The organism is Streptomyces bicolor, assembly GCF_000719285.1.
GTDB lineage: Bacteria > Actinomycetota > Actinomycetes > Streptomycetales > Streptomycetaceae > Streptomyces > Streptomyces bicolor.
Genome location: NZ_JOFS01000052.1, coordinates 1 through 24,215, shown reverse-complemented (window position 1 = coordinate 24,215; position 24,215 = coordinate 1). Strand labels below are relative to the sequence as shown.

At 72.2% G+C, this 24,215-nt stretch carries 22 protein-coding genes and 1 pseudogene; 12 read left to right on the top strand and 11 right to left on the bottom strand.

Annotation, left to right across the window (positions count from 1 at the left end; genetic code table 11):
• Positions 1 to 20 precede the first annotated feature (20 nt).
• The 6 genes from IF78_RS0139830 to IF78_RS0139805 all read right to left on the bottom strand — a co-directional run bounded on the left by IF78_RS0139830 (position 21) and on the right by IF78_RS0139805 (position 5,224).
• On the bottom strand, positions 21 to 509 hold the full coding sequence (locus IF78_RS0139830; protein ID WP_031487459.1) for a DUF3180 domain-containing protein: 489 nt from the start codon (positions 507 to 509) through the stop codon (positions 21 to 23).
• A gap of 55 nt (positions 510 to 564) precedes the next feature.
• Positions 565 to 1,176, bottom strand: coding sequence for a 2-amino-4-hydroxy-6-hydroxymethyldihydropteridine diphosphokinase (gene folK / locus IF78_RS0139825; protein ID WP_031487458.1), 612 nt, complete (start codon positions 1,174 to 1,176; stop codon positions 565 to 567).
• Complete coding sequence (gene folB, locus IF78_RS0139820) at positions 1,173 to 1,532, bottom strand: dihydroneopterin aldolase (RefSeq protein ID WP_031487457.1); 360 nt, start codon at positions 1,530 to 1,532, stop codon at positions 1,173 to 1,175. Before folB ends, folK begins: the two co-directional genes overlap by 4 nt.
• Before the next feature lie 353 nt (positions 1,533 to 1,885).
• Positions 1,886 to 2,389, bottom strand: a complete 504-nt coding sequence (locus IF78_RS0139815; RefSeq protein ID WP_031487456.1) for a nuclear transport factor 2 family protein — start codon at positions 2,387 to 2,389, stop codon at positions 1,886 to 1,888.
• The gene (folP, locus tag IF78_RS0139810) at positions 2,386 to 3,291 is read right to left on the bottom strand and encodes a dihydropteroate synthase (protein WP_031487455.1); all 906 of its coding nucleotides are present in this window, start codon (positions 3,289 to 3,291) and stop codon (positions 2,386 to 2,388) included. The genes IF78_RS0139815 and folP overlap by 4 nt, the downstream gene beginning before the upstream one ends.
• A gap of 100 nt (positions 3,292 to 3,391) precedes the next feature.
• A complete protein-coding gene (locus IF78_RS0139805; protein ID WP_031487454.1) occupies positions 3,392 to 5,224 on the bottom strand; it encodes a phosphatidylglycerol lysyltransferase domain-containing protein in 1,833 nt (610 codons plus the stop codon).
• Between the two features lie 253 nt (positions 5,225 to 5,477).
• On the opposite strand from IF78_RS0139805, the gene IF78_RS0139800 reads away from it, so the two are divergent.
• Together IF78_RS0139800 and IF78_RS0139795 are read left to right on the top strand one after the other, a co-directional pair.
• Positions 5,478 to 6,596 carry an alpha/beta hydrolase gene (locus tag IF78_RS0139800; protein ID WP_031487453.1) on the top strand — a complete coding sequence of 373 codons (1,119 nt, stop codon included), beginning with the start codon at positions 5,478 to 5,480 and terminating at the stop codon, positions 6,594 to 6,596.
• Positions 6,597 to 6,751: 155 nt separating this feature from the next.
• Positions 6,752 to 8,158 (top strand): hypothetical protein, encoded by a 1,407-nt coding sequence (locus tag IF78_RS0139795; RefSeq protein ID WP_051828585.1) that lies wholly within the window; start codon positions 6,752 to 6,754, stop codon positions 8,156 to 8,158.
• A gap of 74 nt (positions 8,159 to 8,232) precedes the next feature.
• Here the strand turns inward: IF78_RS0139795 and IF78_RS0139790 are convergent, their stop codons facing one another.
• Together IF78_RS0139790 and IF78_RS0139785 are read right to left on the bottom strand one after the other, a co-directional pair.
• Positions 8,233 to 9,567, bottom strand: a complete 1,335-nt coding sequence (locus tag IF78_RS0139790; protein ID WP_031487451.1) for a PH domain-containing protein — start codon at positions 9,565 to 9,567, stop codon at positions 8,233 to 8,235.
• Positions 9,564 to 10,097 carry a PH domain-containing protein gene (locus IF78_RS0139785; protein WP_031487450.1) on the bottom strand — a complete coding sequence of 178 codons (534 nt, stop codon included), beginning with the start codon at positions 10,095 to 10,097 and terminating at the stop codon, positions 9,564 to 9,566. Before IF78_RS0139785 ends, IF78_RS0139790 begins: the two co-directional genes overlap by 4 nt.
• 31 nt (positions 10,098 to 10,128) lie before the next feature.
• Between IF78_RS0139785 and IF78_RS0139780 the strand changes: the two genes are divergently transcribed.
• Complete coding sequence (locus IF78_RS0139780; protein ID WP_031487449.1) at positions 10,129 to 11,280, top strand: NADH-quinone oxidoreductase subunit D; 1,152 nt, start codon at positions 10,129 to 10,131, stop codon at positions 11,278 to 11,280.
• Positions 11,281 to 11,314: 34 nt separating this feature from the next.
• Here IF78_RS0139780 and IF78_RS0139775 read toward each other — a convergent pair whose 3' ends face one another.
• A complete protein-coding gene (locus IF78_RS0139775; RefSeq protein ID WP_031487448.1) occupies positions 11,315 to 12,349 on the bottom strand; it encodes an SAM-dependent methyltransferase in 1,035 nt (344 codons plus the stop codon).
• A gap of 118 nt (positions 12,350 to 12,467) precedes the next feature.
• On the opposite strand from IF78_RS0139775, the gene IF78_RS0139770 reads away from it, so the two are divergent.
• From IF78_RS0139770 to IF78_RS47065, 3 genes and pseudogenes are all read left to right on the top strand, one after another.
• Positions 12,468 to 13,682 carry a sensor histidine kinase gene (locus IF78_RS0139770; RefSeq protein ID WP_031487447.1) on the top strand — a complete coding sequence of 405 codons (1,215 nt, stop codon included), beginning with the start codon at positions 12,468 to 12,470 and terminating at the stop codon, positions 13,680 to 13,682.
• A 74-nt stretch (positions 13,683 to 13,756) separates the two neighbouring features.
• Positions 13,757 to 14,428 carry a response regulator transcription factor gene (locus IF78_RS0139765; protein ID WP_031487446.1) on the top strand — a complete coding sequence of 224 codons (672 nt, stop codon included), beginning with the start codon at positions 13,757 to 13,759 and terminating at the stop codon, positions 14,426 to 14,428.
• Positions 14,429 to 14,473: 45 nt separating this feature from the next.
• Positions 14,474 to 14,696 (top strand): annotated as a pseudogene (locus IF78_RS47065) (ATP-binding protein); the annotation flags it as partial.
• A gap of 3 nt (positions 14,697 to 14,699) precedes the next feature.
• Here IF78_RS47065 and IF78_RS0139755 read toward each other — a convergent pair.
• Positions 14,700 to 15,806, bottom strand: coding sequence for a DUF5937 family protein (locus IF78_RS0139755; protein ID WP_031487445.1), 1,107 nt, complete (start codon positions 15,804 to 15,806; stop codon positions 14,700 to 14,702).
• A 213-nt stretch (positions 15,807 to 16,019) separates the two neighbouring features.
• On the bottom strand, positions 16,020 to 17,267 hold the full coding sequence (locus tag IF78_RS0139750) for a threonine aldolase family protein (protein ID WP_037642444.1): 1,248 nt from the start codon (positions 17,265 to 17,267) through the stop codon (positions 16,020 to 16,022).
• A 195-nt stretch (positions 17,268 to 17,462) separates the two neighbouring features.
• Here IF78_RS0139750 and IF78_RS0139745 point away from each other — a divergent pair, with 195 nt between their 5' ends.
• The 6 genes from IF78_RS0139745 to IF78_RS0139720 form a co-directional block, all read left to right on the top strand.
• Positions 17,463 to 18,401 (top strand): Rossmann-like and DUF2520 domain-containing protein, encoded by a 939-nt coding sequence (locus tag IF78_RS0139745; RefSeq protein ID WP_031487443.1) that lies wholly within the window; start codon positions 17,463 to 17,465, stop codon positions 18,399 to 18,401.
• Positions 18,398 to 19,396: a pantoate--beta-alanine ligase gene (gene panC, locus IF78_RS0139740; RefSeq protein WP_031487442.1), complete on the top strand. Its 999-nt coding sequence runs from the start codon at positions 18,398 to 18,400 to the stop codon at positions 19,394 to 19,396. The genes IF78_RS0139745 and panC overlap by 4 nt, the downstream gene beginning before the upstream one ends.
• A complete protein-coding gene (locus tag IF78_RS0139735; protein WP_031487441.1) occupies positions 19,393 to 21,147 on the top strand; it encodes an L-aspartate oxidase in 1,755 nt (584 codons plus the stop codon). The genes panC and IF78_RS0139735 overlap by 4 nt, the downstream gene beginning before the upstream one ends.
• Positions 21,148 to 21,152: 5 nt before the next feature.
• The gene (gene nadC, locus IF78_RS0139730; RefSeq protein ID WP_031487440.1) at positions 21,153 to 22,124 is read left to right on the top strand and encodes a carboxylating nicotinate-nucleotide diphosphorylase; all 972 of its coding nucleotides are present in this window, start codon (positions 21,153 to 21,155) and stop codon (positions 22,122 to 22,124) included.
• Positions 22,125 to 22,132: 8 nt separating this feature from the next.
• Positions 22,133 to 22,930: a type III pantothenate kinase gene (locus IF78_RS0139725; protein WP_031487439.1), complete on the top strand. Its 798-nt coding sequence runs from the start codon at positions 22,133 to 22,135 to the stop codon at positions 22,928 to 22,930.
• Between the two features lie 696 nt (positions 22,931 to 23,626).
• A partial coding sequence (locus IF78_RS0139720; protein ID WP_031498738.1) for a hypothetical protein occupies positions 23,627 to 24,215 on the top strand: 589 nt, incomplete at its 3' end.

Here is a 24,215-nt window from a genome sequence, read left to right as displayed (position 1 = left end):
ACCGGTGAGCTGACCCCGCGCTACACCGTCGGGGCCGTCCCCGCGCCGTTGTGCTCGTCATCCTCCGGGAGCTTGCAGACGCGCTCCAGGAAGATCGCTGCCGCTATCACGCCGATGCCCGCCAGGACCGAGAAGCCGGCGTAGATGGCCTGGTCGCGGCGGGCGGGGATGTCGAGGGATTCCAGCAGGAAGACGCCGGTGCCGCCGTACATGCCGGCAACCAGGGCGGCGACCAGCGCGCTGGCGTGGCCGAAGACGACCGCGCGGGCGGCCATCAGGGGGTCGACGCCCTTGGCCTCGGGGCGGCGTTCGCGCTGCGCCTTGAGGCGGGCGCGGATCGAGATCGCCGTGGCCAGGATGACCACGGCGATCAGGGCGAGGACGATGGGGGCCGCCAGCGGGACGCTGGGCAGGGTCCCCACGGCGTTCCACAGGCGGGCGCCCGCCCAGGACAGGACTCCGGCGACGATGAACACACCGGCCAGCATCCTGATGCGCAGCTCTCTCACGGCGTCCCTTCAGCTCCCCCGAGTCCCACGGAATGTGTCGTCTTGACCTTAACGACTATTCGGGCAGCCGGAGTTCCAGGTCCGCGCGCGGTGCGACACCTTCGCGGGTGATGCCGGCCAGGAGGTCGGTCACCGAGCCGCGGCCCGGAAGCTGTGCCTGCGGGTCGACGTCGTGCCAGGGGGCGAGGACGAAGGCACGCTCGTGGGCGCGCGGGTGGGGGAGGGTCAGGTTCGGGTCGTCGGAGACGACATCGGCGTACGCCACGATGTCGACGTCGAGGGTGCGCGCGCCCCATCGCTCGTCCCGTACGCGGTGGAAGGCCTCCTCGACCGCTTGGGCCCGCTCCAGGAGGGAGGACGGGGGGAGCGTGGTCTTGAGGACCACGATCGCGTTGAAGTAGGAGGGCTGGGTGCCCGGCTCGACGCCCCATGGCTCGGTCTCGTAGACGGGGGAGACGGCCTTGATGCGCACGCCGGGGGTGTCCTCCAGAGCGTCGACGGCCCCCTGGAGCGTCTCCAGGCGGTTGCCGAGGTTGGAGCCGAGGGAGATCACCGCCAGTTTGGGGTTCTGGAGAGTGGTGTCGGCGGCGTCGACCTTCTCGACGACGGAGGCGGGTACCGGCTGTACGGTCGGGTCGCTGTGACCCTCGGTGAAGAACGCGGTCATACTCGGCTCCGGGTGATGGTGACGGTCACGTCGTCGAAGGGGACGGTGATCGGCGCGTCCGGCTTGTGGACGGTGACCTCGACCTCCTGGACCCCTCCGTGCTTCAGGCAGGCCTGGGCGATGCGTTCGGCGAGCGTCTCGATGAGGTTGACCGGTTCGCCCTCGACGACGGCCACGACCTCCTCCGCCACGATGCCGTAGTGAACGGTCTTCGCCAGGTCGTCGTCGGCCGCGGCCGGACGGGTGTCCAGGCCCAGGACGAGGTCCACGACGAAGGTCTGGCCCTCCCTGCGCTCCTCGGGGAACACACCGTGGTACCCGCGGGCCTTCAGGCCGCGCAGCGCGACACGATCCACGCGAATCACTCCTGCAATCGTCGGTGACGGCCGGTCGCTGCCGCGTGCGGGCGGCACACCGGCCTCGAACGAATCTACCTGCGGGCACTGACAGGGCCGGGCCAGGGGGCCGTGGGCCCGGTCCGGGGCCAGGAGGATTCATCGCGTGTTTCCCCTGGGGAATCCGGTGGCTCACGGGTTGGTAGCCGCGCCTACCCGCAGACGCGTGATTCCAACCACTTCTTGGTCCCGGCGGGGCCCGGCGGACCCTCGTGCGAGTGGCTCCCGGGCGTCGTCTCCGTGTCCGTTCCCGCGTCCGTCCCCGTGGTCATTCTGGTCATTCCCGGGGACGTCCCTGAGGGGCGACTCCCCACTCAGGAGGTGCTGCTGTCGCCCTCTTCCTCGTCGTTTTCGGCCAGAACCGGGGAGGCGTGGTGCGACCAGATCTTCCAGCCGTCGGGTGTGCGCCGGAACACGTTCGTGGCGACCACGAGCTGGCCCACGAGGGGGCCGAGCTCATCGCCGCCCTCGGGGGCGGGGCCGCCGCTGAGGATGTTCTCGGTGCAGGTCACCAGGGCGGTGTCGCCGGTGACGGAGACATGGACGTCGGTGAGGAAGAACTGGATGTAGTCGGTGTTCGCCATGATCAGGGCGTACGACCTGAGGACCTCGCCGCGTCCGGTGAGCACCGGCCAGCCGGGGTGTACGCAGGAGATCACGCCGGTGTCGGCCGGGTCGTGGTAGGTCTCGTCGACGCCCAGGTCGGACGGGGTGAGCCAGAGCGAGGAGAGCTCTTCGAAGTCGCCGCGCTCCATGGCCTCGTAGAAGGCGGTGTTGGCTGCCTCGACCTGTTCGACGTCGGTGTGGGGGGCGCTCACCGGGCTCCTTCGGCGACCTTCGCGCCGGGCGTGTTCTCGGTGTCACGCGCTCCCTCGATGGCGCGCGCGACCCGTACCGCGTCCGCCGTTGCGCGCACCTCGTGCACGCGCACCGCCCACGCGCCGGCGTGCGCCGCGAGCGCCGAGACGGCGGCCGTGGCCGCGTCGCGCTCACGCGCGGGCGGCGGCGCGCCCTGAGGGCCGGCGAGGACGCGGCCGAGGAACCGCTTGCGGGAGGCGGCGACGAGAAGGGGGTGACCGAGGCCGAGGAGACGGTCGAGGTGGGCGAGGAGCACGAGGTCGTGCTCGCCGTCCTTGGAGAAGCCGAGGCCGGGGTCGACGACGATGCGGTCGGGGGAGATGCCGCCCTCCAGAACGGCCTCCACGCGCGCGTGCAGCTCGGCGGTGACTTCGGCGACGACGTCGTCGTAGACGCCCTTGACGTTCCCGCCCTGCAGGAAGCCGCGCCAGTGCATGACGACGAAGGGGGCGCCGGCGTCGGCGACCACGGGGATCATCGCGGGGTCGGCCAGGCCGCCGCTGACGTCGTTGACGAGGGCGGCGCCGGCGGCGAGGGCCTGCTCGGCGACCGAGGCGCGCATGGTGTCGACGGAGACGGCGACGCCCTCGGAGGCGAGGCCGCGGACGACGGGGATGACGCGGCGCAGTTCCTCGTCCTCGTCGACCCGGGTGGCACCGGGGCGGGTGGACTCGCCGCCGACGTCGACGAGGTCGGCGCCCTCCTCGACGAGGGCCAGGCCGTGCTTGACGGCGGACGTCGTGTCGAACCAGCGGCCGCCGTCGGAGAAGGAGTCGGGGGTGACGTTGACGACTCCCATGACCGCGCACCGGTCCCACTCGGGAAGCCCCGCGACGCGTCCGCGTCCGCTCTGCTTGCTCATACGTTCAGCGTAGGCCCAAGGGCGGGTCGCGACGTGCCGCGGCCCGAGTGGGAGCCGGGGGGTGGGGGCTCCCGCTCGGGCCGGTCGCGGGTGGTCGCGGTTATGCCGCGCGGACCTCCCGCTCCGCCACCTGGTGGGGACAGGGGCGCGGAGTGGCCGTGCCGCGGCGCAGGAAGCGCGGGAGCGGCAGGGCCAGGTTCACGAAGCCCTCCGCCTGCATGGCGGCGAAGCCGAGGCGGGGCAGGTCGGCGGAGGCGCGGTAGACGACGAAGCGGGGCTCCCAGCGCGGCCGGAACTTGGCGTTGAACTTGTACAGGGACTCGATCTGGAACCAGCGGGACAGGAAGACCAGCAGGCCCCGCCAGGCGCGCAGCACCGGGCCCGCGCCGATCTTCTCGCCGCGCGCCAGCGCCGAGCGGAACATGGCGAAGTTGAGCGACACGCGCGCGATGCCGAACTTCGGGGCGGCCTGGAGGGCGGCCACGATCAGCAGCTCGTTCATGCCGGGGTCCGCCGAGCGGTCGCGGCGCATCAGGTCCAGCGACGCGCCGTCCGTGCCCCACGGCACGAAGTGGAGGATCGCCTTGAGGTCGCCGTACGGACCGGGCTCCTCGTCGGCCTTGTGGGCGGTGGCGATGAGGCAGTCGCCGTCGGCCGGGTCGCCGACGCGGCCCAGGGCCATGGAGAAGCCGCGCTCGGTGTCGGTGCCGCGCCAGTCGTCGGCGGCGCGGCGGATGCGGTCCAGCTCGGCCTCGCCGAGGTCACGGACACGACGTACCCGGGTCTCGTAACCGGCGCGCTCGATGCGCTTGACCATCTGACGTACGTTGCGCATCGCGCGGCCGGCGAGCGAGAAATCCGGGACGTCCACCACCGCCTCGTCGCCCAGTTCGAGGGCGTCGAGCCCGGTCTCGCGGGTCCACACCTCGGCGCCGGTCTCGGAGCAGCCCATGACGGCCGGGGTCCAGGAGTGGGCCTTGGCCTCGTCCATGAAGCGTTCGATGGCGCCGGGCCAGGCCTCGACGTCGCCGATCGGGTCGCCGCTGGCGAGCATCACGCCGGAGACGACGCGGTAGGTCACCGCGGCCTTGCCGCTGGGGGAGAAGACGACGGCCTTGTCGCGGCGCAGCGCGAAGTGGCCGAGGGAGTCGCGGGCGCCGTGCTTGGCCAGCAGGGCGCGCAGGCGTGCCTCGTCGTCCTCGGTGAGTTGCGCGGCGGGGTGTTCGGGACGGAAGGCGAGGTAGATCGTGGTGACCGCGGTGATCCAGCCGAGGGCGCCGAGGGAGAAGGCGACCGTCCAGGAGGTGTTCCCCTGGTAGGCGACCGGTCCCTCGAAGCCGAACAGGCCGTAGATGACGTGCGCGATGCGGTCGGCCAGGCTCGGGTCGCCGATCAGCGTCTTCGGGTGGGCGCTGACGATGATCAGGCCGAGGGCGAGCGAACCGGCGCCCATGAGGACGAAGTTGGCCAGCGCGCGCCACCTGCTGCGCGGGTCGGGCAGCGCCGCGAACTGGTCACGGTGGCGCAGCAGCGCCCAGAGCAGCGCGAGCGAGATGACCACGCCCACGACGGAGTGGCGGTACGTGAACTGCGCCACCGCTCCGGCAGGCAGCAGGACGGCCGCGGCGCGCCAGGCCCGCCGCTTGCCGCGCTTGAGGCCGTGGGCGAGCAGCAGCAACAGCACGCCCGCGCTGAGCGACAGAGCGGCCGCGAACGGGCCGAACGCGCCCGGCAGCACCTCGGCGATGGCGTGCATACGGCTGTGCCGGAAGCGCGGGAAGACTCCCGCCGCGATGTTCAGCAGGCCCACCAGGGCACAGGCCCTGCCGACGAGGACGGGAACGGCCTCGGGGCGCGGGCCGCGCAGCAGGTGGCGTACGCGGCTCGACAGATGCCCTACCTGGCTCGACCGTTGAGGAACCTTGCCCGACATTTCCACATCTGTCCTGACAGACATCGCATCCCAGTGTTCTGCGAGAGACGTTGGATCCGGTGCCGATTCGGGCATCCGGCGACATTGCGCCCTCTAGGACGGTGTCTCGAGGGGAGAGGTTCACTCTGCTCCCCAAAACCGTTTCAAAGGCCAAGGAAAGTCCGGGGCAAGCCCTTGCGAAGGAGCGGGGGAGGCAGCGCGCGGAGCAGGTGTCCGTGCGGCCCGGGCGGAAAGCGCGGACAGGTAACCATCGATGGGTCTCACGAGCGACAAGGTGCTGGCGCTGGCGGTTCTCGCCGCCATAGGGTTGTTCGTCGGCACGGTGTGGCAGTGGCCACGGCTGGCGCGGAGCGGCTGGCGGGCGGTGAGCGCACGCGTGGGCCTGTTGCTCTCCACGCAGCTGGCGCTCTTCATGGCGGTGGGCCTGGCCGCCAACCAAGCCTTCGGGTTCTACGCCAGCTGGGCCGACCTGTTCGGGCAGGAGAAGGACCAGGGCGTCGTCGTGGACCACACGCCGGAACGCGGGCCGCTGCGGGTCCTGGACACGAAGCGGGTGCCGGGGGCGGCGAGCGCCAGTCCGCAGCTGGGCGGTCAGATCCAGAAGGTCGACATCGTGGGCCGGACGTCGCACATCGCCACGCCCGCGTACGTCTATCTGCCGCCCGAGTATTTTCAGCCGGAGTTCCGCACGCGTAAGTTCCCGGCGGCCGTCGTCCTCACCGGCTATCCCGGTACGGCTCAGGCGCTGGTGGACAAGCTCGACTATCCGCGTACGGCCGCGAGACTCGCCGCGCAGGGCCGTATGGAGCCGATGATCCTGGTGATGATGCGGCCGACCGTGGCGCCGCCGCGGGACACGGAGTGCGTGGACATTCCCGGGGGGCCGCAGACCGAGACGTTCTTCGCGGCGGACCTGCCCGAGGCGGTGAACGGCCACTACAGGGTGGGCGACGGGCCCGGCAGTTGGGGAATCATCGGGGACTCGACCGGCGGCTACTGCGCGTTGAAGCTCGCCATGCACCATCCCGGGGTGTACGCCGCGGGGGCGGGGCTTTCCGCGTACTACAACGCGCCGATCGACGCCACGACCGGCGATCTCTTCCAGGGTGACGAGGAACTGCGCAATCGCGCGAACCTGTGGTGGTACCTCAAGCACATGCCGGCTCCGGACACTTCGCTGCTCGTCAGCAGCAGCAAAGTTGGAGAATCCAACTACAAGGCCACGCTGAAGTTCATTGAGCGCGTGAAGGCCACGAAGCTGACGCGCATCTCCTCGATCATCCTCGAAAGCGGCGGGCACAACTTCAACACCTGGCGGCGGGAGATTCCGGGGACGCTGGAGTGGATGAGCGGGCGGCTGAGCGGCAGGTGAGATGGCCGAACGGCGGGACCGACGGGCTTGTGATCTTGGTTCTTGGTTAATTCGGCGTCGGATCTGATTCCTGATGCCGTGTGAACGACTCGCGATGGCTGTCTTTTTACGGGGCGGGGCAACAAGATTCGCCTACGCGCGGTAAGTTTCTGGCCATGCCACGTGGACGTCACCGTCATTCCCCGCCCTTGCACAGGCTGCTGCCCCCGTCGGCGATCGCAGGCGTCTCCGTCGTCTGGGCCCTCGCCCCCTGGGTGTTCACCGAGCCCATCGTGCTGCGCGGCCTTGCCGCGGCCGCCGCGGCGACGGCGGTCGTCGGCGCGGTCGTCATGCGGCGCTGGGACACCCAGGCCGGCAAGAAGGTCGCCGACCTCACGCGCGCGCGTGCGAGCGACGAGTGGCGGTACGAGGAGCGGGTCGCCGAGCTGGAGACCGACCTCGAGGAGTCGCGCGAGCTGCGCATGAAGCTGGAGCAGCGGCTGCGGGCCAAGCGGGCGGAGCTCGCGGGGCTGCGCAACGAGCACGCGGCGCTGCTGCGCCGGTACGCCACGTCGGAGACCGAGCGCGCGAGCGTCCTGGAGGAGCGACGGGTTCTGGAGATAGAGGCGGCCACGCCCACGCGCGCGTTGCCGCCGGCGCCGGTCGCCACCGCTTCGGAGGAGGAGACGGAGGCTGTGGCTGCCTCCGCCGAGGCCGTGGCGGAGGGTGCGGAAACCGAGTCCGCCGAGGAGACGCCGGCGGCTCCGGCGGTCTTCTCGCCGGAGGGGTCGCGGCTGTTCCTGCGGGCCAAGGCGGCGTTGGCGCGGTTCGACGAGGACGAGGCCGCGAAGGACGGTGAGTCCACGGACGGCAAGTCCGCCAAGGACGAGTTCCCGAAGGACGAGCCTCCGAAGAACGAGCCCCCGAAGGGCGACGGGCCGGCCAACGACGAGTCCGCGAAGGACGGTTCGGGCGCCACCGAGGCGCAGAGCTCCGAGTCTCAGACCGCCAAGGCGCAGACCACCGAGTCTCAGACCGCCAAGGCGCAGACCACCGAGGCCGAGCACGTCGGCGGATCCAGCACGGAGCCCGCCCTGGAGGACGAAGCGCAGGGGAAGCCCGAGGCGGTCGACGGGCACGAGCGCGCGGCCGCCAACACCACGGCAGGCGCCCTCAGCAAGGCGGACGCGGTCGCTACGGCGGAGGCCGTCGCCGCGGCCCGGCCCGCCCTGCCTCCGGCCGGTTCCGTCCCGTCGCAGCAGCCGGCAGGTCATTTCATCGCGCCGACCGCCGTGGCCGTCGTACCGGCGACGCCCTCTCGGCGTCCGGCGATCGAGGGCGGATTCGACTTCTTCGGTACGAAGACGGGGGCGGCGGCGCCCTCCGCGCTGGAGTCCGTCCAGAACGAGGACCTCGCCGACGTCGTGGGCCAGGAGGCCCTCGCCCTCCACAAGGCCGAGTCCGAGGCGGAGTTCAAGCCGGCGGACGAGGAGTCCCGGGGGATCGGTCAGGTCATCGACCTGACGGCTCATGACGAGACGGAACAGATCGATGTGCAGGGGCTGCGGAGCGCGGTTTCCTGACGAGGACGGGTGACGTCGGCCGTCGTCCGCTCAGCGGCGTGACCGGCGTCCGTTCAGGGCCGGCCTGACCGGCGTCAGGCCATCCACCGATCCGGCCGGGCCCCCTTCCGTCCCGTACGCGACCTCTCCGCCTGCCCCCGCAGCAGCTCCGCGGCCTCCCCGGCGTCCCTCAGCCGGGCGGTCACGGTCTTGTTGGCCCCGGTGTCCACGTGGACGTCGGCGACGCCCCACACGCGCTGCCAGGGGCCCTGGGTCAGCCGTACGCTCTGGACCTTCGCGTGCGGTACCAGCGCCAGGCTTCGCCGGAACAGCCCGATGCGGGCGGCGAACACCGCGTCCGTGACGGCCAGGCCGTACCCACGCCACCACAACGGCATGCACCGGCCCGCCCGCCGCGGCGGACGCGCCAGGGACGCGCGCGTGGGGACGGTCACGCCGGGCAGCACGCGCGCGATGACCGACTCGGCGACCTCGCGCGGGGCGACCGGGAGCAGGACCGAGTTCGACGAGCCCGCCACGTCCAGTTCCACCCGCACCCACCCGCGCCGCCGCCACAGCAGCGGCTCCACGATCCGTACGGTCTGCACGCGGCCGGGCGGCACCGTCTCGTGCGCCCGGTCGAGCAGACCGTGGTCGAGGCGCAGCCCGTCCGGCGACTCGCCCACCGTCCAGTCGTACTCGGTGACGAACCGCCCCACGCTGCTCGCCCCCGCCGCGCCGAACAGCGGAACCGCGGTCGCGAGCACCGTCCACGGGCTCTCGGTGACCAGCCAGAGGATCGCGGGAACGACGACAGCGGCGGCCAGTGTTCCCCAGGTGGCGCCGGTCAGGACGAGGGAGACGGCCAGGACGGCCGGAGGCACGCGCAGCAGCTGGTGGGAGGGCGCCTCGCCGACCTCGTGCGCCGTCTCGGGCGCGAAACCGGCGGCGCGTGCGAGGAGTTCCGCGCGCAGCGCACGCGCCTCCTCCGCGCCCAGGAAGGCGAGTTCGTCCTTCTTGTCCGTGCCTATGACGTCCAGTTTGAGCTTCGAAACGCCCGCCACGCGCGCGAGGAGCGGCTGGGTGACGTCGATGGCCTGGATGCGTTCCAGCCGGATGTGCGCGGTGCGCCGGAACACCAGGCCGGTACGGATGCGCAGTTCCGTGTCGGTCACCGCGAAGTGCGTGAACCACCAGGTGAGGAAGCCGTACAGGGCGGCCGCGGGGACGAGCACGGCGAGCGCGATCAGGAGGGTCGTCGTGGTCAGCCTGGTCAGTTGGCGCTGCGCCTGGTCGGGGTCGTGCACGGCCCACCCGATCAGCACGGCGACCGGCGCCCACGCGCGCCTGAGCGGCGTCACGGGGTGCAGGCGCCGTTCGGCCACGGGGCGCTGCTCGCGGACGGCGCCGTCGACGCCCGGCGCCGTCACAGGCCCGCCGATCGGGCCTCGCCGAGCTCGGTGAGCCGGTCACGCAGCCGCTCGGCCTCGGCCGGGTCGAGACCGGGGATGGTGGCGTCGGTGGCCGCCGCGGCCGTGTGCAGCTGCACGCTGGCCAGGCCGAAGTGCCGCTCGACGGGGCCCGAGGTGACCTCGACCAGCTGCATGCGGCCGTACGGCACCACCGTCTCCTCGCGCCACAGCACGCCCCGGCTGATCAGCAGGTCGTCGGCGCGCTCGGCGTAGCGCCACGAACGCCAGTTGCGGCCGAGCATGACCCAGCCCCATGCCATGAGCGCCAGGGGCAGCAGCGCGAAGGCCGCCCAGGCGGGCCCGGCGAACAGGTTGAGCAGCACGGCGAGACCGATCGTCAGCAGGCCCAGCCACACCACCAGCAACAGCCGTCGCATGCGGAGCAGGCCTGGCGGCAGCCCGGTCCACCCCGGCTCGGCCCCCGCGTGTTCGGCCCCCGCCTGCTCGTCTCCGGCTGTCCCCGTGTTCCCCGGGCTCCCCGTCTCCATGAGGCCAGCGTACGTAGGAGAGACTGTGTCCATGACTCCTACGACGGAGACCATGGTCGGTATCGGCGGCGCCGCGGAGAGCACCGACATGGTGCTCAACATCGGGCCCCAGCACCCGTCCACGCACGGTGTGCTGCGCCTCAAGCTCGTCCTGGACGGCGAGCGCATCACGCGCGCGGAGCCCGTGATCGGCTACATGCACCGCGGCGCGGAGAAGCTCTTCGAGGCCCGCGACTACCGGCAGATCATCATGCTCGCCAACCGCCACGACTGGCTGTCGGCCTTCTCCAACGAGCTGGGCGTCGTGCTCGCCGTGGAGCGCATGCTCGGCATGGAGGTGCCGGAGCGGGCCGTGTGGACCCGGACGCTGCTCGCGGAGCTCAACCGGGTGCTCAACCACCTGATGTTCCTCGGGTCGTACCCGCTGGAGCTGGGCGGGATCACGCCGATCTTCTACGCCTTCACGGAGCGCGAGGAGCTCCAGCACGTGATGGAGGAGGTCTCCGGCGGGCGTATGCACTACATGTTCAACCGGGTGGGAGGCCTGAAGGAGGACCTGCCGGCCGGGTGGACCACGCGCGCGCGTACCGCCGTCGCCGATGTGCGCTCGCGTATGGACCGGTTCGACGACCTGGTGCTCGGCAACGAGATCTTCCGGGGGCGCACACGGGGCGTGGGCGCTCTCGCGCCGGAGACCGCGCACGCGTACGGCGTGAGCGGGCCGATCGCGCGCGCCTCGGGTGTGGACTTCGATCTGCGCCGGGACGAGCCCTATCTCGCGTACGGCGAGCTGGGGGACGTCCTGAAGGTCGTGACCCGGGACGAGGGCGACTGCCTGGCCCGGTTCGAGTGCCTGCTGGAGCAGACCCACAACTCCCTCGACCTCGCCGACGCCTGTCTCGACCGTCTCGCCGAGCTGCCGCCCGGGCCGATCAACCAGCGGCTCCCCAAGGTGCTGAAGGCGCCCGAGGGGCACACGTACGCGTGGACCGAGAATCCGCTCGGCATCAACGGCTACTACCTGGTCAGCAAGGGCGAGAAGACCCCGTACCGGCTGAAGCTGCGCTCGGCGTCGTACAACAACATCCAGGTGCTGGTCGAGCTGCTGCCCGGGACGCTGGTCGCGGACATGGTGGCGATTCTGGGGTCGATGTTCTTCGTGGTCGGGGACATCGACAAGTAGGGCGCCGCCCCGCGAGTGCGTTTGGAATTCCAACCTATGGGGCTGCTGGATCCGCCAGTACGTCCGGAATTCCAACTGGCTGCAGAAGCCAACCGAAGTCCCCGAGTCCGCCCGCCGCCGTGAGTTCGGCCGCCTCGCCCGCGGTCGCCAGGGCTCGTACGTAGTCGGCCGGCCGGGTGGAGGCCAGTTCCAGCGGGGGGCGCGAGCCTGTGACGCCCAGGGCGCTCAGGGCGTCGCGTTGGGACAGCAGGCTCGCGCCGGGCAGCGCGCACGCGTCGAGCGCCACATGCGCCGTGATGTCACACGAGCCGTCCGGCACGGGCGCCGTCTCGCGGCCCTCGCGGAAGCCGGTGAGCGTCCCGAAGGGCGGGCGCGTGTGCTTCGTGTGCGCGTAGTCCACGGCGACCGCGAGGCCCCGGTCCAGCGTCGCGACAGCCGCGGCCCAGTATTCGTCCCGCGGCAGGCCGATCTCGGCCCGCATGCCCTCCGTGAGCGGGGCACCTTCCGCAGCGCATGATGCCGACCCCAGCGGCCACCACCGCGCCAGCCACTCGGCCTCGGCGCCGGCGACCGGCTCCCCGAGGCGCTCCGTCCCGTCCCGCCGTACGAGGACCCTGCGCGGTACGCCCGCGGAGTCCACCTCCGCGACCTCCACGGGGACGTTGTCCAGCCACTCGTTGGCGAAGAGCAGGCCCGTGATCCCCGGCGGCGGCTCGGGCAGCCACTCGATCCGGTGATCGAGGGTCTGCGGGCGATCGGCGATCTCGACGGCGTACGCACGCGTGCGTGCCGCCACCTCGGCGGGAAGGGCCGCCAGTACACCCGTGACCAGCTCGCCCCGCCCTGCCGCCATGTCGACGAAGCCGAGCGACGCGGGCCGGCCCAGGGCCTCGTCGATCCGGCACAGCAGCCGGGCCACGGCACCGGCGAAGAGGGGCGACGCGTGCACGGACGTACGGAAGTGGCCGGCCGGTCCCTCGGGCCGACGGTAGAAGCCGCCCGGCCCGTACAGGGCGGATCCCGCCGCCGCACGCCACCCGCGCCACTCACTCGCCGCCTCTGCTGTCACCGGCCCAGGCTAAGCGCACGGAAGAACGCAGCCTCCACCTTGCGGAGTACACGCACGGTGTGCGGATCGGCCCTCCGGTTGACCCCTGCACGCATCTCGCTTCCCTACGCTGGGTTACGTGCAACGCCTCTATGACTTCATCCGCAGGCACCCGACATGGGTCGACAGCTTCTGGGCCGTCTTCCTTTTCGGGATCTCTGTGGTCACCGTGGCCGTTCGGGAGGAGGGCGGGCAGGACATCTCGGGTACGGACTCCGAGGCGGCCATCGTCCCGGTCATTCTCCTGTTGTGCCTGGTGATCGCGTTGCGCCGGCGTATGCCGGAGAAAATGCTGCTGCTCGCCATCGCTGTGGGCCTGGCGCAGCTGGTGCTGAACGTGGCGACGACAGCCGCCAACTTCGCCTTCCTGGTGATCACCTACACCGTCGCCGCGACCGGCGCCCGCTGGGCCTCCCGGGTCGCGCTCGGCGCGGGCCTGTGCGCCGCGCCGCTGGCACAGCTGCGCTGGCCGGAGCAGGAGTCCAGCGTCATCGGCAACGTGGCCCTGGTGATCTTCCTGACGGTTCCGTTCGCGCTCGCCTGGGTGCTCGGCGACTCGATCCGCACCCGCCGGGCCTACTACGAGCAGCTGGAGGAGCGCGCGACCCGGCTCGAAAAGGAGCGCGAGGCGCAGGCCAAGGTCGCGGTCGCCGCTGAACGCGCCCGGATCGCGCGCGAGCTGCACGACGTCGTCGCGCACAACGTCTCCGTGATGGTGGTGCAGGCCGACGGCGCGGCCTACGTCCTCGACGCCGCGCCCGACCAGGCCAAGAAGGCCCTGGAGACCATCTCCTCCACCGGCCGCCAGGCCCTCGCCGAGATGCGCCGCCTGCTGGGCGTGCTGCGCACCGGCGAGCACCAGGAGGGCGGCGAGTACGTCCCGCAGCCCGACGTGGAGCAGATCGACGAGCTCATCCAGCAGTGCCGCAGCTCCGGCCTGCCGGTCGACTTCAAGGTCGAGGGCACCCCGCGTCCGCTGCCCAGCGGCGTCGAGCTGACGGCGTACCGCATCGTGCAGGAGGCGCTGACGAACACGCGCAAGCACGGCGGTCCGAACGCGGGTGCGAGTGTGCGCCTGGTCTACTTCGACGACGGCCTCGGCCTGCTCGTCGAGGACGACGGCAAGGGCGCCCCGCACGAGCTGTACGAGGAGGGCGGCGCCGACGGCCGGGGGCACGGCCTCATCGGCATGCGCGAACGCGTCGGCATGGTCGGCGGCACGCTGGACGCGGGGCCCCGCCCGGGCGGAGGATTCCGCATCAGTGCGCTGCTGCCGCTCAAACCGGCTCACTGAAGCCCGCGCATGCCCTTTGTTGACACCTGTAACGCCCCTGTAGACGGATACGGAAGACACGGAAGAGGACCCCGATGACGATCCGCGTGATGCTCGTCGACGACCAGGTGCTGCTGCGCACCGGGTTCCGGATGGTGCTCGCGGCCCAGCCGGACATGGAGGTCGTCGCGGAGGCGGGCGACGGCGTCGAGGCCCTTCAGGTGCTGCGCTCGACCCCCGTCGACGTCGTCCTGATGGACGTGCGCATGCCGAAGCTGGACGGCGTGGAGACCACCCGACGCATCTGCTCGGAGCCCGAACCGCCCAAGGTGCTGATCCTGACCACCTTCGACCTCGACGAGTACGCCTTCTCCGGCCTGAAGGCGGGCGCCTCCGGCTTCATGCTCAAGGACGTGCCGCCCGGCGAACTCCTCGCCGCCATCCGCTCGGTGCACAGCGGCGACGCGGTGGTCGCCCCGTCGACGACCCGGCGCCTGCTGGACCGGTTCGCGCCCATGCTGCCGTCCCACGGCAAGGAGCCCCAGCACAAGGAGCTCGAGCGGCTCACCGACCGCGAGCGCGAGGTCATGGTGCTGGTCGCGCAGGGCCTGTCCAACGGGGAGATCGCGGCGCGGCTGGTGCTGTCCGAGGCGACCGTGAAGACCCACGTGGGTCGCATCCTGACCAAGCTGGGGCTGCGCGACCGGGTGCAGGTGGTCGTCCTGGCGTACGAGACGGGGCTGGTGCGGGCGGGCGGGCACGGCTGAGTTTCGGCCTGAAGGTCTGCGAGTCAACTCCCGCTGCGGGGCGGCGAGACCGCTGGTCGACTGCGCGAACTCGGCTACGAAGTACGGCGCTTCGCCCTCGCCGCCGAGCGCGAGACGGTCCTGAAGCGGCTCCGGGAGCGTGGCTTCGGGCACCTCCTTCAGTACGTCGCCGGAAAGAACGCCCCAGCCGAAGACGGCGGACCGCATCGCCGTCCTGGCCGGGCTGCGGCAGGTGGGCGTCGGGTTCAGGCACATCCGGTTCGACTGACGGTCACCTCAGGAGTGCCTCGAGGAAGTCGCTGCCGAGCCGCGCCACCGAGGTGACGTCCAGCTGGTGCAGGACGTACCGGCCTCGACGGCGGGTGGTGATCAGGCCCGCCTTCTTGAGGACGCTCAGGTGCCGGGATATCTCGGGTGCGGTCATGCCGTGGATCTGTACGAGTTCGCTTGTGGTGTAGGTGCTGCGAGCGAGGTTGCGACAGAGCTGCATGCGCACCGGGTGGGACAGGGCGGTCATCCTCAGGGTCAGCTCGTCGACCGAGGGCGGCGGGGCGAGCCCGGGGGAGCCGACCGGGTAGTGCAGGACAGGCTGCCAACCATGCCGATCCAGCACCTGCAGATGCGGCCAGCCCAGGCTCGTCGGTACCAGCAGCAGGCTGCTGTCCTTGATGACGGTGTGGCCCAGCCGCAGCTTGTCGATCGTGATCCTTCCGGCGGTCTCGTCGACGCTCACAGCCGGGGACACCGCGGTCAGCGCCTCGGTCAGCCCCTTGTGCCGCAGAAGGTCGGTCTTGTGCCGGGCGTCCGCCGCGAGCTGGTGCCGAAGGCGGGACCACGCCTCGGCGAAGAACGCCGCGTCGCAGTCCTGAAGGAACTGCCGCAGCCAGGACCGGATCCGTGGCGGATCCGCCAGCAACCGCTCACTGAACCGCAACTGCTGCGGCCCGCGCGCGGCGGCCAGCTCCAGAGCACGTCGGCGCAGGCCCGCGTCGCCGAGTACGTCGGGCGCCGGCATCTCGTACGGCAGCGCGCAGGTGAACTCCAGCGCAGCGTCCACGAACTGTTCGTCCGTGAGCTTGTCCAGCTGGTCCAGCTCCTCCGCGAGCGTGGCCCCCGGGAGCGCGCTGCCGCCCGGGATGCCGGCGAAGGGCAGGAACAGGTCCGAGAACGTCGTCCGCCACAGGAAGTCGGCCTCGCACATCCGGTCGGCCAGATGCGAGTCCAGCCGGGCCGTCACGCTCGTCACCCAGCCCTGCAGGCCCGGGTGGTGCCCCGGTTCCGACAGCGCGTGCAGCGCCATGCCGAGCTCGGCCAGGGGCGAGGGCACGACGGCCAGTCTCTCCGGCCGCAGCCCGGCGATGTCGATGCTCACGGTCATGCCCTCATGGTGCACCGGGCCACTGACAACGCGGCCGTCGATTGACGGCGGCCGTCAATCGACGCGACGTGGCCGCCGCACGGAGGCAAGCCTGGGATCACCGGGGCGGCCGCGGAGCCCGATCCCCACCTACCGCGCACGGCAGCTCGGCGAGCCCACGCCGCCCGCGCCCGGCGCCGGCCCTGACCCGGTGGCTGCATCCGCGGCCCCGCTCTACTTACTGATCTCCTCGGTCAGCAGGGCCACGAACCGGGCGACGGCCTCCTTCACGTCGTCGGCCGTCCACTCCAGCCCGGCGGCGCGTACGTAGACCTCGGTGCAGGCCAGCCCGGGCCCCTTGGCGTCCCAGCCGTTCGCGAACAGGAGGGTTCTCGTCTCCTCCGCCTGCCGGACAGCGGCCTCCGCGAGGTCATCGGCGTCGTACGGCAGCCAGACCTGGAACTCGTTCGTGTGCGGCGGCTCGGGGTTGACCCGCATCCAGGGCACCCCGGCCGCCGCGAACCCCTCGCGCAGCGCCGCGGCCACCACGCGCGCGTGGGCGACGTACTCGGGCAGCCGGGGAAGCTCCCGCTGCAGGCCGGCGAGCGCCGACAGGGCGGTCGGGAACTGCTGGAACACGGTGCCGCCGTAGCGGTGCCGCCAGGCCTTCGCCTCGTCCACCAGCGTCTTCGGACCGGCGAGGGCCGCGCCGCCGAAGCCGTCGAGGGACTTGTAGAACGACACGTAAACGCTGTCCGCCAGGCCCGCGATCTCCTCCAGCGGGCGGCCGAAGTGGACGGTGGACTCCCACAGGCGGGCGCCGTCGAAGTGCACCACCGCGTCGCGCTCCCGCGCCGCCTCGACGACCTCCGTGAGCTCCTCCCAGGAGGGCAGGACGAAACCGGCGTCCCTGAGGGGCAGTTCCAGCATCAGCGCCCCGAAGGGCTCGTCGAAGTCGCGCACCTCGGCGGTGGTCGGCAGCCGCGGCTCGCTCGTCACGCGGACCGGGCGCAATCCGCCGACCTGGCTGAACGCGTTCCGCTCGTGCACCTCGGGGTGGGCCAGCGCATGCAGGGCGACGGTCGGGTTCCCGGTACGGCCGGCCCAGCAGCGCAGGGCCACCTGCTGGGCCATCGTGCCCGTCGGGAAGAACGCGGCGGCCTCCGTGCCGAGCAGCCCGGCGGTCCTCTCCTCCAAGGCCTCGACGATGCCGTCGCCGTAGAGGTCCGCTTGCTCGTCCAGGTCGTGCAGATCCAGCGCACGCGCCTCGTCCAGCAGCGCGAGGCGCTCGCGGAGGGTGCCCAGGAATCCGGGGCGCGCGAGGACGCGCCCCGCGCCCCTGTAGGCGACGATGCGCCGTTCACGGCGCTGTTTGCGCCGCTCGTCGTCCGACAACTGCCCGTCCGACAATTGCTCGTCGGCTGCCGGCGCTTTCGGCTCCGCCCCCGCCCGCTGCCCGTCCCGCTCCGCCGTATCGCTCATGTCCCGGATCATGCCGCGCGCCCGCCTACCCGGGCACCCGCATTTTGATCCACCGTCCTGAACCGGCCGCACCCGCGAAGGCGTGGCGAAACCCACAGCCTGTGGACAACCGGACGCCGCTCGAACCAATCGCGTTAACATGACGAGAAATCGTCCGGTACCCGGAGCGGACTGGAACGGGAAGGCCGCCTTCGCGTGACTACAAGCCAACAGCCAGATCCAAAGGACCGCCCCGCGCGGCTCACCGTCGGTGTCGTCGGCGCCGGCCGCGTGGGCCCCGCGCTCGCCGCGTCCCTCCAGCTCGCCGGGCACCGCCCGGTGGCCGTCTCAGGGGTCTCCGACGCCTCCCGGCGACGGGCCGAGCGGATGCTCCCCGACGTGCCGCTCGTGCCGCCCGCCGAAGTCCTCGCGCGCGCCGAGCTGGTCCTGCTGACCGTCCCGGACGACGTCCTGCCCGGCCTGGTCGAGGGCCTCGCCGAGACCGGGGCGGTGAAGCCGGGGCAGCTGCTGGTGCACACCTCCGGGCGGTACGGCGCGAAGGTCCTGGACCCGGCCCTGCGCGCGGGCGCGCTGCCGCTGGCCCTGCACCCGGCGATGACCTTCACCGGCACGCCCGTGGACGTCCAGCGCCTGGCCGGCTGCTCCTTCGGCGTCACCGCGCCCGAGGAGCTGCGGCTGGCCGCAGAGGCCCTCGTCATCGAGATGGGCGGCGAACCCGAGTGGGTCGCCGAGGAGATGCGCCCGCTGTATCACGCGGCGCTCGCGCTGGGCGCGAACCACCTGGTGACGCTGGTCGCCCAGTCCATGGAGCTGCTGCGCGAGGCGGGCGTCGCGGCCCCCGACCGGATGCTCGGCCCGCTGCTCGGCGCCGCCCTCGACAACGCCCTGCGCTCCGGCGACGCGGCCCTGACCGGCCCCGTCGCGCGCGGGGACGCGGGCACCGTCGCCGCGCACGTCACCGAGCTGCGGCGGCACGCCCCGCAGACCGTCGCCGGCTATCTCGCGATGGCCCGCGCGACCGCCGACCGGGCGCTCGCCCACGGACTGCTCAAACCGGAGCTCGCCGAGGACCTCCTCGGGGTACTCGCCGACGGGACCGACGGGACCGACGGCGCCGAGGGAGACGCCCGATGACCACCCTGCTGCGCACCGCCGACGAGTTGCACGCACGCACGCGTGCCGGCCGCCGCGCCGTCGTGATGACCATGGGCGCCCTGCACGAGGGCCACGCCACCCTGATCCGCACCGCGCGCACGATCGCCGGGCCGGACGGCGAGGTCGTCGTCACCGTCTTCGTGAACCCCTTGCAGTTCGGCAAGGGCGAGGACCTCGACCGCTACCCGCGCACCCTGGACGCCGACCTCAAGATCGCCGAACAGGCGGGCGCGGACGCGGTGTTCGCCCCCTCGGTCGACGAGGTGTACCCGGGCGGCGAGCCCCAGGTGCGCATCAGCGCCGGCCCCATGGGCGAGCGCCTGGAAGGCAGCTCCCGTCCCGGCCACTTCGACGGCATGCTCACCGTCGTCGCCAAGCTGCTCCACCTCACCCGCCCGGACATCGCCCTGTACGGCCAGAAGGACGCCCAGCAGCTCGCCCTGATCCGCCGCATGGTGCGCGACCTGAACTTCGGCGTCGAGATCGTCGGTGTCCCCACCGTGCGCGAGGAGGACGGCCTCGCGCTCTCCAGCCGCAACCGCTACCTCTCGCCCAAGGAACGCCGCACCGCGCTCGCCCTCTCCCAGGCGCTGTTCGCCGGCCGCGACCGCCACGCGGCCCAGGAGGCGCTCCGCGCGCGGGCACGCGAAGTGCCCGCCACACGCGCGCGTGCCGAGGCGCTCAGCGCCATAGGGGAGTCCCGCGCGGCGGCCGACGCACACGCCGTCGCCAAGGCCGTCCCCGGCGCCGCGGCGGCCGTCCGCGCCGCCGCCCGCCTGGTCCTCGACGAGGCCGCCCGCCTCGACCCGCCGCTCGAACTGGACTACCTCGCCCTCGTCGACCCATCGGACTTCACGGAGATCACCGATCACGAGGACGACTTCACCGGCGAGGCCGTCCTCGCCGTCGCCGCCCGGGTCGGGACGACCCGGCTGATCGACAACATCCCCCTCATCTTCGGAGCCGCCTCGTGACCAGCACAGGCATACGACTGCACGCGCCCGCGCCCGGGTGGTCCATCGCCGCGGACGTCGTGGTCGTCGGCTCCGGCGTCGCAGGCCTCACCGCGGCCCTGCGCTGCGAGGCCGCCGGCCTCAGGACGGTCGTGGTCACCAAGGCCCGCCTCGACGACGGCTCCACCCGCTGGGCCCAAGGGGGCATCGCCGCGGCCCTCGGCGAGGGCGACACCCCCGAACAGCACCTCGACGACACCCTGGTCGCCGGCGCGGGCCTGTGCGACGAGGAAGCGGTCCGCATCCTCGTCCACGAGGGCCCGGACGCCGTACGCCGCCTGATCGCGACCGGCGCCCACTTCGACGAGTCCGAGGAAGGCGGCCTGGAGCTCACCCGGGAGGGCGGCCACCACCGCCGCCGGATCGCCCACGCGGGCGGTGACGCGACCGGCGCGGAGATCTCCCGCGCCCTGGTCGAGGCGGTCCGCGCGCGTGGCCTGCGCACGATCGAGAACGCGCTCGTCCTCGACCTCCTCACGGACGCGGAGGGCCGTACGGCGGGCGTCACCCTGCACGTCATGGGCGAGGGCCAGCACGACGGCGTAGGAGCGGTCCACGCCCCCGCCGTGGTCCTCGCGACCGGCGGCATGGGCCAGGTCTTCTCGGCGACGACGAATCCCTCCGTCTCGACGGGCGACGGCGTGGCGCTCGCACTCCGAGCCGGCGCCGAAGTCAGCGATCTCGAATTCGTGCAGTTCCACCCCACCGTTCTGTTCCTCGGCCCGGACGCGGAGGGCCAGCAGCCCCTGGTCTCCGAAGCGGTACGCGGTGAGGGCGCCCACCTGGTCGACGCCGGCGGCGTGCGCTTCATGCTGGGCCGGCACGAACTCGCCGAACTCGCCCCCCGGGACATCGTCGCCAAGGGCATCATGCGGCGCATGCAGGAGCAGGACGCCGAGCACATGTTCCTCGACGCCCGGCACTTCGGCGCCGACATGTGGGAGCACCGCTTCCCGACGATCCTGGCCGCCTGCCGCGCCCACCGCATCGACCCGGTGCACGACCCCATCCCGATCGCCCCGGCCGCCCACTACGCCTCCGGCGGCGTACGCACCGACTCCCAGGGCCGTACGACCGTCCCCGGCCTGTACGCGTGCGGCGAGGTGGCCTGCACGGGCGTGCACGGCGCCAACCGCCTGGCCTCCAACTCACTCCTCGAAGGCCTGGTCTACGCCGAGCGCATCGCGGCCGACATCGCGGCGTCCCGCGCCGCCGACGGCCTCCACGCGCGCGTGCCGCACCCCGTGCCGTACCCGGAGACCCCCGAGCACCCCCTGCTCGCACCCGAGGCCCGCTTCGCGATCCAGCGGATCATGACCGACGGCGCCGGCGTACTGCGCTCCGCCGACTCCCTCGCCAAGGCCGCCGAGCAGCTCCAGCAGCTGCACACCGAGGCCCGCGACGCCCTCACCGAGAACGGCAAGACGGCAGAACCCGGCGTGGACACCTGGGAGTCCACCAACCTCCTGTGCGTCGCCCGGGTCCTGGTGGCCGCGGCACAGCTCCGCGACGAGACCCGCGGCTGCCACTGGCGCGAGGACGTGCCCGACCGAGACGACACGACCTGGCGCCGCCACATCGTCGTACGCCTGAACCCGGACCGCACACTGGCCGTGCACACCACCGAAACCGCAGACTTCCCCCCGACCCTCCCCCAAGTTCTCGACTTCGCTCGAGCAGGGGGTACCCCCATGCCACAGCAGGAGCAGTGACAGAAGTGACCACCCCCGACCTTCCCCTCGCCTCGACCGGCGGCTGCGGCGACGACTGCGCCTGCGGTGCCGACGAGGAGTACCTGGAGTGCGGCCTCGACCCCGCGCTCGCCCAGCTCCTGGCCGACGCGGGCCTCGACCCGGTCGAGGTCGAGGACATCGCCAATGTGGCCATCCAGGAGGACCTGGCGCACGGCGTGGACGTGACGACGGTCGCGACCATCCCCGAAGAGGCAGTCGCCACGGCCGACTTCGTCGCGCGCGAGGCGGGCGTCGTGGCGGGCCTCAGGGTCGCCGAAGCGGTCGTCTCGATCGTCTGCGAGGACGAGTTCGAGGTGGAGCGCCACGTGGAGGACGGCGACAAGGTGGCGGCAGGCCAGAAACTCCTCTCCATCACCACCCGCACCCGAGACCTCCTGACGGCCGAACGCAGCGCCCTGAACATCCTCTGCCACCTGTCGGGCATCGCGACGGCCACGCGCGCGTGGGCGGACGTACTGGAAGGCACGCAGGCGAAGGTCCGGGACACCCGCAAAACCACCCCGGGCCTCCGCTCCCTGGAGAAGTACGCGGTGCGCTGCGGAGGCGGAGTGAACCACCGCATGTCCCTCTCGGACGCAGCGCTGGTCAAGGACAACCACGTGGTGTCCGCGGGCGGCGTGACCCAGGCCTTCAAGGCGGTCCGCGAGACCTTCCCGGACGTCCCCATCGAGGTCGAGGTGGACACCCTCCACCAACTCCGCGAGGTGGTGGACGCGGGCGCGGACCTGATCCTCCTGGACAACTTCACGCCGGGCGAGTGCGAGGAGGCGGTGGCTCTCGTGCACGGCCGGGCGGCGCTCGAGGCCTCGGGCCGCCTGACCCTCGCCAACGCCAAGGCGTACGCCGACACGGGCGTCGACTACCTGGCCGTAGGGGCCCTCACCCACTCCTCGCCGATCCTGGACATCGGCCTGGACCTGCGAGCGGCGGAGTAGGAACGGGCATGCTCCTCACGATCGACGTAGGCAACACCCACACCGTCCTCGGCCTGTTCGACGGCGAGGACATCGTCGAGCACTGGCGCATCTCGACGGACGCCCGCCGCACGGCCGACGAACTGGCGGTGCTCCTCCAGGGCCTGATGGGCATGCACCCGCTGCTCGGCGAGGAGTTGGGCGACGGCATCGACGGAATCGCCATCTGCGCGACGGTCCCGTCCGTCCTCCACGAACTGCGCGAGGTGACCCGCCGCTACTACGGCGACGTCCCCGCGGTCCTCGTCGAACCGGGCGTGAAGACGGGCGTACCGATCCTCACGGACAACCCCAAGGAGGTCGGCGCCGACCGCATCATCAACGCGGTCGCGGCGGTCGACCTCTACGGCGGCCCCGCGATCGTCGTCGACTTCGGTACGGCGACGACGTTCGACGCGGTCAGCGCGCGCGGCGAGTACGTCGGGGGTGTGATCGCCCCCGGCATCGAGATCTCGGTCGAGGCCCTCGGCGTCCGCGGCGCCCAACTCCGCAAGATCGAGGTGGCCCGCCCCCGCAGCGTCATCGGCAAGAACACGGTCGAGGCGATGCAGTCCGGCATCATCTACGGCTTCGCCGGCCAGGTGGACGGCGTGGTCACCCGCATGGCCCGCGAACTCGCCGACGACCCCGACGACGTCACGGTCATCGCGACGGGCGGCCTGGCCCCCATGGTCCTGGGCGAATCCTCGGTCATCGACGAACACGAGCCGTGGCTGACCCTGATCGGCCTACGCCTGGTCTACGAACGCAACGTCTCCCGCATGTGACTCCGTCGGTGGGGCCGCGCGCGACGGTGCCGCCTGCTTGTGGCCTGCCCGGCGTCGGGGGCTGAGGCGGGGTGGGTCGCGCAGCCCGGCGCTACGGAGTGCCGCCTGCGCCCACCCGTGCCGCCCCAGCGGCACGACTGTCCGCAGGCTGCGCAGATTGCGGCGCGCCGCAGGTTGGGCGGGCTGCGGTGGCGTGCGAGCTGGGCAGGCTCCCGTGCCTCGCAGCCCAGGCGGCAACTGCGGCCCGCAGGCTGGGGGACTGCGGTCGGCCGGCGAGGCAGGTTGCTGCGCCCCCAGACTCGGCGGACTGCCGTGGCATGCGACTGGCGGGTTCGGCGATCCGGCGTACGGAGATGGAGGGCGTACCCCCACGGGCCTGCACTCGCGTACGGCGGGAAGGGGACGTGTCGGGGGGTGTCCGCCCGCAGTGGCCGGCGTCAAGAGACGGCACCTCTCGCCCGACCCCGGCCGCCGGTCCGAGGACGGACACCCCCCGGCGCGGCCCCGACCCACTCACCGACCGCAGGCGCTACGCGCACCCCCACCGGACAGCAACGGGCCGCCGCGGGCATCACACGCGCACCCCCACCCACCACCCGAGTGGCTCCCCACGCCACACCCGCCCCCCTATGCCGGGTTTGTCTGATTAGCGCGTATCGTCACCGCATGCCCACGCCATACGGATCCCGCGGCGGCATGGCGTTCGGCGCGGAGGAGCTGCGTGTGCTCCGCCGCGCTCTCGCCCTTGCCCTCCACCCCAGCCCCGCCTCGGCCGAAGACGTCCAGGACTGTCTCCGCCTCGCCGAGTCGCTCGACGAGGCGATGCGCGAGGGCGCCCGGCTGCGTGCGTTCTTGGTGGCCGACCTCGCCCGCTACCGCGCCGCCCTCCCCGGCACCGCGGCCGGCTACCTCACCCTCCTCGAAGAGGCTGTCGCCGCCGGGTACCGCCCGACCCCCGACGACCTCACCGCCCTCAGCGCCCTACGCGGCAACCCCACCGCAGCCACCCTCCTCACCCGCTGCCACCCCCTCGCCGAACAGGCCGCGCAAGCCCGCCTCGTGCACGGCACCGCACACCTGGCCCAGGCTCACACCGCCACCCCCGCCATCCCCGCGTCCCGCACCCACCTCCAGGCCCTCCCCGGCGGCCTCACAGGCGACCGCTCCGACGCTTCCCCCGGCACCCCAGTCGTCCTCCCCGCCCAGGACACCGGCCAGGACCCCGCCAAGCCGCCCCGGAAGAAGCCCGCCGAGAAACCGGCCGCCCCTAAACCCGCCCCGGGCC